The 14,310-nt window shown below is 51.6% G+C and carries 12 protein-coding genes; all 12 read left to right on the top strand.

The window, feature by feature from the left end; translation table 11 throughout:
- Positions 1-3 precede the first annotated feature (3 nt).
- The 12 genes from B9A95_RS04505 to B9A95_RS04455 all read left to right on the top strand — a co-directional run bounded on the left by B9A95_RS04505 (position 4) and on the right by B9A95_RS04455 (position 13,931).
- Entirely contained in the window at positions 4-1,257 is a 1,254-nt protein-coding gene (locus B9A95_RS04505) for an oligosaccharide flippase family protein (protein WP_084045735.1), read from the top strand.
- A 34-nt stretch (positions 1,258-1,291) separates the two neighbouring features.
- Positions 1,292-2,467 (top strand): glycosyltransferase family 4 protein, encoded by a 1,176-nt coding sequence (locus B9A95_RS04500; protein ID WP_084045734.1) that lies wholly within the window; start codon positions 1,292-1,294, stop codon positions 2,465-2,467.
- 437 nt (positions 2,468-2,904) lie between these two features.
- Positions 2,905-3,849: a hypothetical protein gene (locus B9A95_RS31550; protein WP_139806447.1), complete on the top strand. Its 945-nt coding sequence runs from the start codon at positions 2,905-2,907 to the stop codon at positions 3,847-3,849.
- Positions 3,830-4,960 carry a glycosyltransferase gene (locus tag B9A95_RS04495; protein WP_084045733.1) on the top strand — a complete coding sequence of 377 codons (1,131 nt, stop codon included), beginning with the start codon at positions 3,830-3,832 and terminating at the stop codon, positions 4,958-4,960. The genes B9A95_RS31550 and B9A95_RS04495 overlap by 20 nt, the downstream gene beginning before the upstream one ends.
- 28 nt (positions 4,961-4,988) lie before the next feature.
- Positions 4,989-5,912 (top strand): D-glucuronyl C5-epimerase family protein, encoded by a 924-nt coding sequence (locus B9A95_RS04490; protein ID WP_170928415.1) that lies wholly within the window; start codon positions 4,989-4,991, stop codon positions 5,910-5,912.
- A complete protein-coding gene (locus B9A95_RS04485) occupies positions 5,909-7,105 on the top strand; it encodes a glycosyltransferase (protein WP_139806446.1) in 1,197 nt (398 codons plus the stop codon). Before B9A95_RS04490 ends, B9A95_RS04485 begins: the two co-directional genes overlap by 4 nt.
- A gap of 11 nt (positions 7,106-7,116) precedes the next feature.
- Entirely contained in the window at positions 7,117-8,178 is a 1,062-nt protein-coding gene (wecB, locus tag B9A95_RS04480; protein WP_342744561.1) for a non-hydrolyzing UDP-N-acetylglucosamine 2-epimerase, read from the top strand.
- A complete protein-coding gene (locus B9A95_RS04475; protein ID WP_084045730.1) occupies positions 8,175-9,422 on the top strand; it encodes a glycosyltransferase family 4 protein in 1,248 nt (415 codons plus the stop codon). The genes wecB and B9A95_RS04475 overlap by 4 nt, the downstream gene beginning before the upstream one ends.
- Positions 9,422-10,057 carry a sugar transferase gene (locus tag B9A95_RS04470; protein ID WP_084045729.1) on the top strand — a complete coding sequence of 212 codons (636 nt, stop codon included), beginning with the start codon at positions 9,422-9,424 and terminating at the stop codon, positions 10,055-10,057. The genes B9A95_RS04475 and B9A95_RS04470 overlap by 1 nt, the downstream gene beginning before the upstream one ends.
- Positions 10,054-10,683, top strand: coding sequence for an acetyltransferase (locus B9A95_RS04465; RefSeq protein ID WP_084045728.1), 630 nt, complete (start codon positions 10,054-10,056; stop codon positions 10,681-10,683). The genes B9A95_RS04470 and B9A95_RS04465 overlap by 4 nt, the downstream gene beginning before the upstream one ends.
- A complete protein-coding gene (locus tag B9A95_RS04460) occupies positions 10,680-11,876 on the top strand; it encodes a DegT/DnrJ/EryC1/StrS family aminotransferase (protein ID WP_084045727.1) in 1,197 nt (398 codons plus the stop codon). Before B9A95_RS04465 ends, B9A95_RS04460 begins: the two co-directional genes overlap by 4 nt.
- Before the next feature lie 213 nt (positions 11,877-12,089).
- Positions 12,090-13,931: a polysaccharide biosynthesis protein gene (locus B9A95_RS04455; RefSeq protein WP_084045726.1), complete on the top strand. Its 1,842-nt coding sequence runs from the start codon at positions 12,090-12,092 to the stop codon at positions 13,929-13,931.
- The last annotated feature ends 379 nt before the right edge of the window (positions 13,932-14,310 follow it).

Raw genomic sequence — 14,310 nt, 5'->3', positions numbered from 1 at the left:
AATATGATCAAGGTAAATAAGGTTCTAGTATCAAATGTTGCATATACATTTTTATTGCAGTTGTTTTCGACAATTACACCATTGATTGTTATTCCTCACCTTTCGCGGAATCTTTCGATAGACGAATTCGGAAGGTATATGTTTTTTACCTCCCTAGGTCTTTTATTATCTTTTTTGATTGAGTTCGGCACTAATATATCTGCTTCTAGAGAGCTTTCTAAATTGGAGAACGAGGAGAAGCGATCACATTTTATTACATCTGTTGTTATTATAAAACTAATAGCCTCCGTGTTGGTTGGAATACTGATTATTATATTTGAAGATTTTGGGGTTGTTCCCCATAGCTTGAGTATTTATGCTATTTCGGTTTGGTTATATGCTGTGGCGACAGGAATGAGTCCATTCTGGTACTTTCAATCAACCCAGTCGATGAGAATATTTTCCTTATCCGAGACGATATTCAGGCTTTTGGGTGCGATGTTGGTATTAATTCTTGTTGGTAAAGGTGGCTATGGTTATAAAGCAATTTCGTATCAGTCGTTAGCTCTTCTTGCCTCAGATGCTATACTGCATTTCTTCATATTTAAGAAGGTAAAATTTAAATTTGCTGGTCTCGGTGATGTGCTTTCTACCGCTCGCAGGAGTATTTCTATGCTTACTTATAGAATTATAGTAAGCCTGTATACTTATGGAAATTCATTCTTTTTGGGACTAGTAGCGCCGGTAGGCATAGTTGGTGGTTTCTCTTCGATAGATAAAATATGTAAGTCTGCACTTAGTCTTCTGTCTCCCATAAATCAAGTGATCTTCCCGAAGATAGTCAGCCTAATTGATAGTAACAGAAATCAAGCTAATAGAGTACACCAAATCTTTCTGTTTGTAACGGTCGTTTTAAGCCTCTTGTTTGCTGCGGTAATATTCACTTTCTCAGAAAAGATAATTCTTATTATTTTGGGAGATAAGTATACAAGCCTAGCTCCCTTCTTAAAAGTATATTCTTTTGTTATTCCTGTAATAGCTGTAAATAATGCCCTGGGGATGCAGTGGATGGTGCCAAGAGGAATGGATAAGTCTTTTAATTACATTATTTTAGTAGCAGGAATAGTTAATGTACTTGGCATAGTTATAATGGTGCCCCAATATGAGTTGTATGGAATAATTTGGAGCATTCTGTTGTCTGAGGCTCTAGTTTTGATTATGATGATTCTAGCTATATCATTAGACACGAACACCTCAAAGAAGCGCGCGGAGATTTAGAAAAACAACACCAAATTTTGAGTTAGGGGGAGTTATGGGAGTATTACATGTTTTTCCGGCTTTGAAAGCAGGAGGGGGGCCGGCCGGGTACGGAATGAATTTGCATAATGCCCTCCTTGAGCAGCAACAAGACGATAAAGTTATAGCAATTCTTTATCCAGTAATTTCTGTTAACAAAAATTCAGGCCCATCTAAAAACTTCATCTTACTTAAAAAGCTACCTAAGCTGATACAGTTTTTAATAATCCTTAGACAGACCATTAAGAGCTTAAAAAGTGCTTTTTCTCATTTTGGCTTTAGTAGTGATCAGATTACTAGGATGAAAACTAGTAGCACTGTAGTCTTTCACGACTTTAGATTAGCATATGAGTATATGTCCAAGCACAAGGTGAGTGGTCAAAAAATTATAATTATGCCACATTCACCGACAGATTTATCAACGGAGTTTTTGGAAAATTGGGAGAGTTATTTCGGGGCCTCCATATTATGGTCTTTATTATACAAATATCTTCAAAGGATAGAGCTTTCTGTATTAAAAAAAAGCGATGGACTCCTAACCCCTACTCAATTTGCCCTTGAGGCTTATTTTCCTAAACAGAAGGATTGGCATAAGCATACCAAAATATACGAACTTCCTTCTGGAGCAAGACGATTAGAGCCTGTAAAGTCGAGAGAAGACGTTAGGGCATCCTGGAGCTCCGAACCGCAAACTTTATTTGTCGGATTTTTCGGTAGAAGGCACAGCCATAAGGGCTACGATATATATCTGGAAGTTGCGAGTTTAATATATAAACAGGGCTACAGAAATATAAAATTTGTTACCGCAGGAAGTGGTCCCCAGTCAGATCTTAAAGTTCCGCCAAATTTTATAGATCTAGGATATGCCGGCTCCGAGCTCGCGGACTACGTTAATGCAGTGGATGTCGTCATTGTTCCTAACAGGTTCAGTTATTTTGACTTGATAATACTAGAGGCCATGTCACTGGGTAAGAAGATTATTATGAGTAACGCTGGTGGCAATAAGAGTTTTTTGGGAGAGCCCGTAATCGTTACAAACATAGATGCTGGAAAGATTGCAGAGGCTATTATAGATTTGATCGTTAATGACACTTTGTTGATAGATGAGTCTAAAGTGAGGGGGTTGTATAACTCGAAGTACAGTCTTAAAAGTTTTGCTGCTAGACACATAAGGCTTGCAAAAGAATTATGATGGGTATTGTTGTATCAGTGATGATTTTGCTGTGTGCATTACTGTTTGGATACTTAAGTCGTCAAAATGTTGTTGACCCAAAACCTATATGGTGGACGGCATTGGTATATGTTGTTATATATGGGGTTATACCAGTATTACTACTTTTTTTGTATAAAGATATAGGCCCTCGTTTCTACTGGTTTAATGTCGTGGAATACGATCGTGGCATTTCGCCATATTCTTCTTTCCTGGTGATACTTAGTTATATTTGTATATCATTAAGTTATGTATACGGTCCTAACGTGAGCGGGAGTGGTGTCATTCGAGGTATAAATAAAACGTACTCTCGAATTTCTCTGCGATCTTGGTTCGTATTTGCGTTCATTACGCAATTAGCCTCCCTATACTTTCTAAAACTCTATACTTCCCAACGGGGAGCTTCGCTATATGTTCTATTGCAGAACGCAGGAAGACTCAGGAATGGTGAGAGTATAGTAGGGGTAAACGATGCAAGTTGGACATTTTTAAGTTATGCGACTTGCAGCATATTTGCCTCTGCCGTTATTTCTGCTATCTACTCTGAGGTTAGGTCTTATAAGACAAGCGATAATATAAAAACTGGCCTCTTTATTTCAATGCTGATATCTATAGGGATTACACTCTTAATATTATGGTTAAAGGCCGGAAGGCTTCACTTATTTAATTTTATAGTGCTTATATTTATAATTCTAACCAGAAGAGTTAGGTGGCAAACTAGACTAATTTTTGCAATACTTGGATTCGCACTAGGCTATTTAATTCTGACAAGCGGGAAATCGCTATTTGGAGTACAGACTTCAAACGATAATGTTACGTACTTTTCCAAAATAGCTGACGCTGCTTCTGAGTTTGGTTTTCCAGTGATGTCTCTGGAATTGACTACTCATAGTGTAAATATACTATGGCGTTTTTTTATTGACTATGCTCTAGCTCCTATATATGTTTTTGGATTACCTATATCTGCTTTTGTCTTTGGGTTCGTCCCGGAGTTGCAGGAATCGGTAGCAAAAATAAACACGGTAGCTTTCCTTGGAACCTATAGTAGTGGTGAGATTCCGGTTGATATAGTGACGCTGGGATACTACAATATGGGTGTGATTGGAGTTGTAATTACATCCCTCATTTTTGGTTTCGCAATGAAATCGATAAATTCAGTATTTAGCGAGCATAACAATCCGATTGTAAGTGCCGTAAAGTATATGATTATTATATACTTTATCAGTGTTGGAATTATGTATGCTGACCCTGTAAATTTTCTAAGAGACAGTTTCTATATCTGGATGCCTTTGCTAGTGATAGCGATTGGGAGTCCTACTCTTAAATCAAGGCGTAACATCGTAGATGTTGGAAAGAGCAGGTGAATGCTTGAGAGTAATGCAAATAATACCAAATTTGGGATTGGGTGGAGCAGAGAAAATGGTTATTCAGCTCTCCGCTGAGCTAAAAAGTCGAGGAGTTGATGTTCGTATCACTAGTCTATTCGCTAGAGAGGAAAATGCGAACAGCCAATATATTCAGGAAAACAATATTGATATCAGATATTTAGATAAGAAAATGGGACTTGATATAGGAGTTGTGCGTCATATAAGCGATGAAATAAAGGACTTTAAGCCAGTAGTATTGCATAGTCATAGATACTGCATAAAATATTTGACGCCATACATCTTTACAAGACCAAAGCAGGTGGTGCATACAGTTCATAATCTGGCTTCTAGAGAGGTGGGAAAGCTGGACCAGAGGGTGCACAATTTGGCCTTTAAGCGTGGGGTTACGCCGGTGGCTATAGCCGAGCGTATTAGAGAGAGTTTGAGAGAAGTGTATGGCCTGGAAGAAAGCAGAATCCCGTTAATCCCTAATGGAATAAACCTAAGGCCTTTTGATCATGACAATGACATAAGAGATGAATGGAGAGAACGTGAGGGAATCCCGGCAGAGGATACCGTGTTTGTCTGTGTGGGGAGACTAACAAGGCAAAAGAATCACAACATGCTTTTAGACGCATTCCGCAAGGTCGTTGATCGATTGAACAACTGCCTTCTACTGATTGTGGGCGAGGGAGAGTTGCGGAGTGAAATATACAATAAGGTGGAAGAATTAAATTTGCAGGCACATGTGAAGCTATTGGGTCTTCGAAGCGACATACCTGAAGTCTTGGCAGGATCAGATGTTTTTGTGATGTCGTCCGATTGGGAGGGAAATCCGCTTTCAGTTATGGAGGCTATGGCTGCTGGACGTTCCGTCATTGCCACTGCTGTCGGGGGAATACCAGAAATCATTAGTACTGGAGAAACCGGCTTATTGGTTTCTCCTCAGCAGCCTAGGGAGTTGACAGAAGCGATGCTTACGCTGGCCCAGGATAATGAATTTCGAAGGGTAACAGGTCGCCGCGCGAAAGCATATGCTCAGCAATTCAGCGCAGAAGTGATGGCAGAAAGGTATATCTCGCTCTATGAAAAAATTGTACAGAGTTAGTTCCTTATATAAGCTGATCTCCAGGTGGGTGAGTATCGCATTAGGCAAAAGCTATTGGCATATGCCTCAAGGATTGGGAAAGCAGTTTGAGCCAGGCAAGTTGTTGGGCTATTTCAATGATATGACAGCTAAAACAATATGGTTGGGTAAGACTGATAAAAACGGATTTCCTTTGGTCCGTGTGGGTGGACGCGAGGTTCTTTTTCCAACCACTCTTTTTCAAAAAGCTCTAGGTCATTGGGACTGTTCGTTAAATGCAGAGATAGAAGAGGTGTCAAGGATGGGCCACAGGACAGATTTTCTTAAAGTGGCCGAGTGGGCGGTGAGTCAGCAGGACACCGAAGGCGGTTGGTCGGTGTGGTCCCTCGTCAACCTTCCTTCAGCTTCCCCCTATTCAGCTATGACGCAGGGGGAAGGCATATCCCTCCTGGTTCGCGCTTACAGCCTTACAGGAGAGGAAAAATTTATGGTAGCGGCTAGGCGCGCTTTGCAGCCCTTATTGAAGGATGTATCTCAAGGAGGGGTTTCCAGAGAAGTGAATGGAAAAATCATCCTCGAAGAGTTGCCAGCAAAAGAAGCAAAGGCAGTCTTCAACGGGTGGGTATTCGCCATCTTCGGTCTTTATGACCTTTTACTTGTTGGAAAAGATAAAATGGTAGATGAGAGACTGCAGATAACGCTAAAAACCCTTGTTAATTCTTTAAAAGATTACAATTCGGGATTCTGGTCTTATTATGATCTATCTCACAATATTTCAAGTCCTTTCTACCACGAACTGCATATTGCACAATTAAAAGCACTAGAAATAACCTTTTTAGATCACAGCGCTGCCTTTTCTGTGGTGCGTAAGGAATTTGAGAGGCAGCTTTCTAATCCTATTGATAAAGCTTTATCTGTAATTATAAAAATAGGGCAAAAGATTTCTAAGCCGACAAAGGAAGTGGTCAGTTGAACCTTCTTTACATTTCCGCCTCTCTTCCCTATGGCCCTGGAGAAGCATTTATTATTCCGGAGATACAAGAGTTGACGAAGAGGGGACATGGGGTTCACCTTCTTCCAACGAGGGCGCGAGGTCCTGTCGTTCATGCTACTGCCCAGCAATATGAAGCGTATTGGTCGAAACCAGGGCTCATCTCTTTTAATATGTTGGTTGTTTTCATTATGGCCTTTTTGCGCCAACCAAATATTTCCTTACAGGCTTTAAGTTTAATTTTACCTTCACGGCCTGAAAGACTTCTGAAAAACTTGTCAGTCGTTCCCAAAGCTTTCTGGCTAGCAGAGCGAATCAAAGAAGAAAACATAGCTCATATACATGCCCACTGGGCCTCTACGAGTGCAACTCTAGCAATGCTGGCAAGCCATATTTCTGGTGTTCCTTGGAGTTTGACGGCACACCGATGGGACATCGCCGAAAACAATCTACTTCACAGGAAGTCGGAGAGAGCTAGATTTATACGTTTTATATCGAGAAGTGGTCTGGATATGGCGATAAAAAGAGGCATGCCAGGTAAAGCGAATGCTACCATTATTCATATGGGTATTCCTCTCTCCAGGGAGAAGACTGCGGTTCACGAAAATAGAGGAAGAACAATTATTATTTGCCCCGCCAACCTTGTACCAGTAAAGGGTCACGCGTACCTCCTTCAAGCAGTGTCCCACATAGAGGGAAACGTAGAGTTGTGGCTGGCGGGAAACGGGGAACTGAGAGAGGCGCTTGAGCAGGAAGTCGTGGAGCTGGGGCTAGAAGAGAGCGTCAAATTCCTCGGGCAATTGCCCCATGAGCAGCTGATCGGGCTGTACAGGCAGGGCGAGGTGGACCTCGTGGTCTTACCCAGTCTCGATCTCGGAAACGGGCTACATGAAGGCATTCCGGTCTCTCTGATGGAGGCGATGGCCCACGCCATCCCAGTGATTTCTACGTCTACGGGCGGCATCCCTGAGCTTTTGGAGGGCGGCGCTGGCCTAATGGTTCCTCCTGCCGATGTGGCAGCGTTGGCCCAAGCCATCCAGGCCCTTACGGAGGATGCAGATTGGCGAAGAGCGCTTGGTGAAGCGGGACAGAGGCGGATAGAGGAATCCTTTGCCCTTGAGGCTGTGGTGAGTCAACTTGAGGGAAAATTCCGAAAGAATGGAGGCTTAACTTGAAAATCTTGACTGTGGTGGGGGCTAGGCCTCAGTTCATCAAAGCCTCGGCCCTCTCTAGTGCCCTCGGTGCGGTGCCTGGAATTCAGGAGGTGCTGGTACATACCGGCCAGCACTACGACGCCAACATGAGCGACGTGTTTTTTGAAGAGCTCGGTATCCCTGCCCCGGCCTATCACCTTGGCATAGGCTCGGCCACCCACGGGGTCCAGACGGGGGAAATGCTGGGGGCCATCGAAAAAGTCATTCAGGAGGAGCGACCCGACTGGCTGCTCGTGTACGGCGACACCAACAGTACGGTGGCGGGTGCGCTAGCGGCCTCCAAACTCCACGTCCCTGTTGCCCACGTGGAGGCGGGGCTGCGGTCTTTCAACAAAAAGATGCCGGAGGAGATCAACCGCATCCTGACTGATCACGTAAGCGACGCGCTGTTTGTGCCCACGTCGAGCGCCGCCGAGCACCTGCGCCGCGAGGGGATTTTTGGCCCTCAGGTGCATCTGGTGGGCGACGTGATGTACGACGTGGCGCTCAACATGGCCGAGCGTGCACGGGAACGCAGCCCCGTGCTGGGCGACCTGGGCTTGACCGAGGGCGGGTACATCCTGAGTACGGTTCACCGAGCTGAGAACACCGATCAACCCGAGCGGCTGAGGGCCATTATTGAGGGCTTGCGGGCGGTGACGCGTCAAACGCCCGTTGTGTTGCCGCTGCACCCACGCACCAAACGGATCGCCCTAGAGATGGGCCTGGAGTTTGGCGACATCCGGGTGGTCGCGCCCGTCGGATACCTGGATATGGTGAGGCTGGAGCAGGGCGCGGCCTTGATCGCCACCGACTCCGGCGGCGTGCAGAAAGAGGCCTATTTTTACCGGGTCCCCTGCGTCACCCTGCGGGACGAGACCGAGTGGACGGAACTCTTGGAAGCGGGTTGGAATACTCTGCTGACCCCTGCGAGCGCCGAGCAGGTAGAGGGGGGCATTGTCTCTCGGCTAGGGCAGCGGGGGCAGGATGTGGCGCTGTACGGAACGGGCGACGCCGCGCGCCAAATTTTGCAGGTGCTCCGGGGACCCGCATGACCCTGCACGTGTGGTTTGTCAACCACTACGCGCTAGCCCCCGACCAAGCGGGCGGAACGCGTCACCACACCCTGGCGCGGCTGATGCAGGCGCAAGACGTGGACGTGACCCTGATTGCCTCCAGCGTGGACTACACTTCCCGGCAAGACACGCGTCTGACCACGGGGGAGACCCTCAAAATCAAGCGGGAAGAGGGCGTGCGCTTCGTTTGGATCAGAACCCCAACGTACACCGGCAACAACCTGGGGCGAGGCCGCAACATGCTTGCTTTCGCGCAGGCGGTGCTGGCGCTGCGGCCCTCTGACGAGTTGCCCCGTCCGGACGTGGTAATCGGTTCCAGTCCGCACCTGTTCGCGGCGGGGGCAGCCTGGGTTCTGGCTCGGAAATTTGGTGTGCCCTTTGTGCTGGAGATTCGGGACATCTGGCCCAAGACCCTGGTGGACCTGGGGGGAATGTCTGAGCATCACCCTTTGGTGCTGGTCTTTGGGTGGCTGGAAAGGTGGCTTTACCGACACGCGGCGGTGGTGGTCAGCCTGCTGCCAGGATCAAGGGGTCACATTGAGGAGGTAGCGGGGCGTTCAGTCCCGTTCATGTGGCTTCCCAACGGCATAGATGTGCAGCCCCTTAGACAATTTTCCCCTACGGGCCAGCGTGACACCTTTGATGTGGTCTATGCCGGAGCACACGGTGCGGCCAACAGCCTCGACACCGTTTTGGAAGCGGCGGCGGTCCTGCGCCGGAGTGCAGACCCCCGAGCGGCCACCATTCGTTTCGTGCTGGTGGGCGACGGCCCCGAAAAGGCGAGGCTGCAAGGGGTGGCCGAAGAGCGTGGCCTGACAAACGTCGTATTTCGGGCCCCGGTGCCTAAGCGTCAGGTGCCGGAGGTGCTCGCCGGCGCCGACGCCTGCCTGATGCCCCTCAAGGACTCGCCCGTCTTCAAGCATGGGGTCAGCCCCAACAAGTTATTCGACTATTTCTCTGCGGCCCGACCCGTCATTTTCGCCATTAACACGCCCCTGAGCGCTGTGGAGGAGGCGGGGGCCGGGCTGAGCATTCAGCCCGAAGACCCCCAGGCCCTGGCCGACGCCGCGTTGCGCCTAGCCGCCCTCGCGCCGCAGGAGCGGGAAGCTATGGGTGAGCGCGGGCTCGCTTACGTGGCTGAACACCACGATATGAAGCGCTTGGCCCGGCGGTTGGCGAATGTGCTTCACGTGGTGGCCGGGAGCAAAGGGAGGAAACGGTGATGCGCGCAGCAAGTCGAAGAAAGGCGAATCAGGCCAAGCGCGCGCTTGACGTAGTGGCATCTGGGGTAGGACTGCTGGCCCTAAGTCCGGTCCTGGGCGGAATCTCCCTGTTGGTCCGCCGCCAGATGGGCTCGCCCGTCCTCTTCCGCCAGCAGCGCCCCGGCCTGTACAGCCAGCCCTTCACCATGTACAAGTTCCGCACCATGCGCGACGTGACCGACAGCCAGGGACGAGTCCTTCCCGATCAAGAGCGCCTCACGCCCCTAGGCCGCTTTCTGCGCTCCACGTCCCTTGACGAGTTGCCCGAGCTGTTCAACGTATTGCGCGGCGACATGAGCTTGGTAGGTCCCCGCCCTCTGCTAATGGAGTACCTGGACCGCTACACGCCTGAGCAGGCGCGGCGGCACGAGGTACGGCCCGGTATCACGGGTTGGGCCCAAGTCAACGGTCGTAACGCAATTTCATGGGAGGAAAAGTTCAAACTGGACGTGTGGTATGTAGATAATAGGAGCTTGGCATTGGATTTCAAAATTCTGTGGATGACGTTGCTTAAGGTTGTTAGGCGCGAGGGCATCAGCGCGGCGGGCGAAGCCACCATGCCTACCTTCAAAGGGACGCAGCAGGGTAAGGCGTGAGCGATATACTGGTAGTCGGGGCAGGGGGACACGCCAAGGTCGTGATCGCCACGCTCCGGGCCGCTGGGGGAGTGGTTGGAAGTGTGCTGGACGACAATCCCGCTTCCTGGGGAACGGAGGTGCTGGGCTGCCCTGTTCTAGGGGGAACCGAGCGGCTGGAGGGCGGCGAGAAGTCGGCCATCCTCGCCATCGGCAGCAACCGCACCCGGCAAGCAATTAGCGCTCGTTTTCCAGAGGTTGAGTGGGTCACGGTAGTCCATCCGGCGGCGACGGTACATAGAACTGCTCACCTAGGAGCAGGAACGGTGATTTTCGCAGGAGCAGTGGTGCAGCCGGACGCCTGGTTGGGAAACCACGTCATCATTAATACGGGCGCAACAGTGGATCATGATTGCGTGCTGGAAGATTACGTCCATATGGCTCCCGGCTCCAATTTGGCGGGGAACGTGCAGCTGGCTGAGGGTGTATTTCTGGGCATAGGCAGTTCTGCCGTCCCGGGCGTGCAGGTTGGCGCATGGACCACGGTGGGAGCGGGGGGCGTCGTGGTGAAGAATCTACCTGCGGGCGTCACGGCAACCGGAATTCCTGCCCGGCCCAGGATAAAACAAGAGAGGGGAGAGGCATGACGGAAACGGCAGTGCGGAAGCTGGAGCGGGCCTTGCAGCCCTGGCCCGTCTTCGAGGCGGACGAGGTGGAGGCCGCCACTCATGTGCTTCAATCAGGAAAGGTTAACTACTGGACCGGCACCAAGGGCCGCGAGTTCGAGCGGGAATACGCGGATGCCCTTGGGGTCAAGCACGCCATCGCCCTGCATAACGGGACGGTGGCGCTGGAACTGGCACTGCACGGCTTAGGCATCGGTGTGGGCGACGAGGTGATCACCACGCCGCGCACCTTTATTGCCTCGGCCAGCGCAGCAGTCATGCGCGGGGCGGTACCGGTCATGGCAGATGTGGACCCGAATAGTGGCAACATCACGGCCGAGACCATCGCGCGGGTGCTTACACCGCGCACGAAAGCCATCATCGCCGTTCACCTGGCCGGATGGCCCTGCGATATGGACCCCATCATGGACTTGGCCCGTGAGCATGGCTTGTACGTGATTGAGGACTGCGCTCAGGCACATGGAGCGATGTACAAGGGGCAGCCTGTGGGATCCTTAGGACACGTCGGGTGCTTCTCCTTCTGTCAGGACAAGATCCTTACCACTGGCGGCGAGGGCGGCCTGCTCGTCACCAACGATGAGGTCCTGTGGAAAAAAGCTTGGGCCTTCAAGGACCACGGCAAGAGTTATGACGCTGTGTATCACCGTGAGCACCCACCTGGCTTTCGTTGGCTGCACGAGTCCTTCGGCACCAATTGGCGCATGCTGGAATTTCAGGCGGCCATTGGACGGCTCCAGTTGCGTAAGCTGCCCGATTGGACAGCGCGACGCCAGCAGAATGCGGCTGTCTTATACGAACGCTTCTCCGTCCTAGAGGCCCTGCGCACTCCAACGCCCCATGAGGACTTCATCCACGCCCAGTACAAGTTCTATACCTATGTCCGCCCGGAACGGCTGGGTGAGGGCTGGTCGCGGGACCGTATCATGAATGAACTTACTGCTCGTGGCGTACCCTGCTTCAGCGGCAGTTGCTCAGAAATATATTTGGAAAAGGCATTTACCGAGGCCGGATATGGCCCCGCAGAGCGACTGCCCGTAGCGCGCGAACTGGGCGAGACCTCGCTGATGTTCCTGGTCCATCCCACCCTGTCGTCGTCTGACCTACAAGCTGTAGCCGACTTGGTGGAAGAGGTGGTACTTCAGGCCACGCGCTGACATTTTTCCGTGCCTCAGCTTGACCCTTACTGCCGGAGGGTCAAGCTGACTCCTTTTGGTTTAGCCCAAATTGCATATAAAGGAGTTCGTGGGGATAAGATCAGAATATTTTTGTTTTTGGTTTGCTTCACAAAGCGTTCATGGGTAACATCGGGTAGAGTGGTGCGAGAACAGTGAGTAGAGGTGCAGCCATCCGGTGGAGGAAGAACAGAAATGAGAACAGCAAGACCGCCTGAGGCGAATACAGCCTTGGTCAAGGCGTTGCTGGACGTAGGGGTGTTCAGCTTGGCCGCCGTCTTCGCCTACTGGCTCCGGCTGGAGGGAGGCATTGAGCGCTACGTCAGGGATATCGCCTACTACGTCTTGCTGACCCTGCCCATCCGGTACATTGCCCTGAACCGCTTTCAGACCTACCGCCATATCTGGCAGTACGTGACGTTCGAGGATCTGGCCGCGTTGGGGCGGATGGTCGCCATCGTTACGGGGCTACTACTGCTTCTCACGGCGTTTTTGCGTTCGCTGATCTTCGTGCCATGGACCGTACCACTGATTGAGGGCCTGTTGGCGCTCGCTGGACTCTCGGGGCTGCGCTTTCTTACCCGCCTCGCCCTGGATCGGCGCAAGCGGAAGGCGGCGACCCCAGCTACCACATCGGTCCTGATAGCTGGAGCGGGCGACGCAGGACGGATGATTGCCACCGAATTGCTGCGCCGTCCAATCGGACTCAATCCAGTGGGGTTTCTGGACGACGACCTCCGAAAGAAGGGACGGCGGCTGCTGGGGTTGCCGGTGCTGGGAAGCGCGGGGCAGCTACCAGAGCTTCAGCAAAAGGCGCAGGCAGACCTGCTCATTGTCGCGATGCCCTCAGCAGACGGCCACGCTGTTCGGCGGTATGTGGAGGCAGCGCAGGCTTCAGGGATGCAGACGCGCATTATTCCCGGGTTTTCAGAACTTGTGGGGGGACAGATAACAGCCAATCAGCTCCGCGAGGTGCGGGTAGAGGACCTTCTGCGTCGCCCCCCAGTAGAACTGGACACGGCTTCGATCCACTCCTACCTGGAGGGGCAAACGGTTCTGATCACAGGGGCGGGGGGATCCATCGGCTCTGAACTCGTCCGTCAGGTGGTGAAGTACCGGCCCAGACGCGTAATCCTGTTGGGCCGTGGTGAGAACAGCATCTTTTCTATCGAGCAGGAAATCCGGCGTGACTGGCCAGAAATTGACCTCGTGGCTCTGATCGCTAACGTACGATCGGCGGGGCGGCTGGACCAGATTTTCCGTACTTATCGCCCCAATGTCGTCTTTCACGCGGCGGCACACAAGCACGTCCCCCTGATGGAAGCGTCGCCCAGCGAGGCGATTCTCAATAATGTGTTCGGCACACGCAATGTCGTCGAGTGCTGCTTACGTTACGACGTACAGCGGTTGGTTAACGTCTCCACGGACAAGGCGGTCAACCCTACGTCGGTGATGGGGGCGAGCAAGAGGGTGGCAGAGCGCGTGGTCTCGTCCGGCGCGGTGCGGGCCCACCCTGGGCAGGGGTTTATGTCCGTTCGATTCGGCAACGTCTTGGGCAGCCGGGGTAGCGTCGTGCCCACCTTCCTAGCTCAGATCCGGGCGGGCGGCCCTATCACTATCACCCACCCTGAAATGACGCGCTACTTCATGACCATCCCTGAGGCGTCGGCGCTCGTGTTGCAGGCGGGCGCGCTGGGGCACAATGGGGCCGTCCATCTGCTGAACATGGGCGAGCCCGTCAGAATCGTAGACCTGGCCCGCGATGTGATTCGCCTGTCGGGCGGCAAGGACGTTGAGATCGTGTATTCGGGGATTCGCCCCGGAGAGAAAATGTACGAGGAACTTCTGACAAATGGCGAGGGCGTTTCTGCTACGCAGCACGCCGAGATTTTCACCGCTCGCCCGGAGCAGCCTGATCCCCATGACCTCAATGAGCTCCTCATTGCACTGGAACGGGCAGCGAAGGCAGAAGATGGCGTGGCGATTCGTCAGACCCTCCATGCCGCAATTACTGGGAGCCACCTAGCCCGAGCTTAAGCCTGGCTGAAGCCCCCCTATGCGAAAATCCAACTTTCACCACGCTCTTCTAATGTCCAACCGGCTCCTCTAAGTGACACTAAGACATGACCGTGGACACGTTAGTCTTTCTAGTGGTGGGTGTGTTTACGGTGGCCGTTGTGTTGCTACATTTGGCGCGACTCCGGATGCCCCTGGGTGGACTGTCTACGCCTTACCCGCCGGCTCCCCTCGTCCTAAGTTCTAGCCCAATGCCCCAGGTAACTCCACTGACGCATAACCCCCCAGCAAAGGGCACCCCCGTAGATTTTGACGACGTGCTGCGCGCGTTGGGATGTGAGGGCTAGCACAGATTAGGAAGACAGAGGGGGCCGAAGAGAGACTTCTCTTCGGCCCCCTT

Origin of the sequence: Deinococcus hopiensis KR-140, assembly GCF_900176165.1 — a bacterium.
GTDB lineage: Bacteria > Deinococcota > Deinococci > Deinococcales > Deinococcaceae > Deinococcus > Deinococcus hopiensis.
Note: the sequence above shows the minus strand (reverse complement) of the source record. Positions and strands in the feature narration are given on the sequence as shown.

Bases quoted from the DNA above. Each gene is read 5' to 3' on its own strand.
- B9A95_RS04460 (WP_084045727.1), top strand. From the start codon at position 10,680: ATGACGGAAACGGCAGTGCGGAAGCTGGAGCGGGCCTTGCAGCCCTGG.
- B9A95_RS04475 (WP_084045730.1), top strand. From the start codon at position 8,175: ATGACCCTGCACGTGTGGTTTGTCAACCACTACGCGCTAGCCCCCGAC.
- B9A95_RS04470 (WP_084045729.1), top strand. From the start codon at position 9,422: ATGCGCGCAGCAAGTCGAAGAAAGGCGAATCAGGCCAAGCGCGCGCTT.
- B9A95_RS04455 (WP_084045726.1), top strand. From the start codon at position 12,090: ATGAGAACAGCAAGACCGCCTGAGGCGAATACAGCCTTGGTCAAGGCG.
- B9A95_RS04500 (WP_084045734.1), top strand. From the start codon at position 1,292: ATGGGAGTATTACATGTTTTTCCGGCTTTGAAAGCAGGAGGGGGGCCG.
- B9A95_RS04505 (WP_084045735.1), top strand. From the start codon at position 4: ATGATCAAGGTAAATAAGGTTCTAGTATCAAATGTTGCATATACATTT.
- B9A95_RS04495 (WP_084045733.1), top strand. From the start codon at position 3,830: ATGTTGGAAAGAGCAGGTGAATGCTTGAGAGTAATGCAAATAATACCA.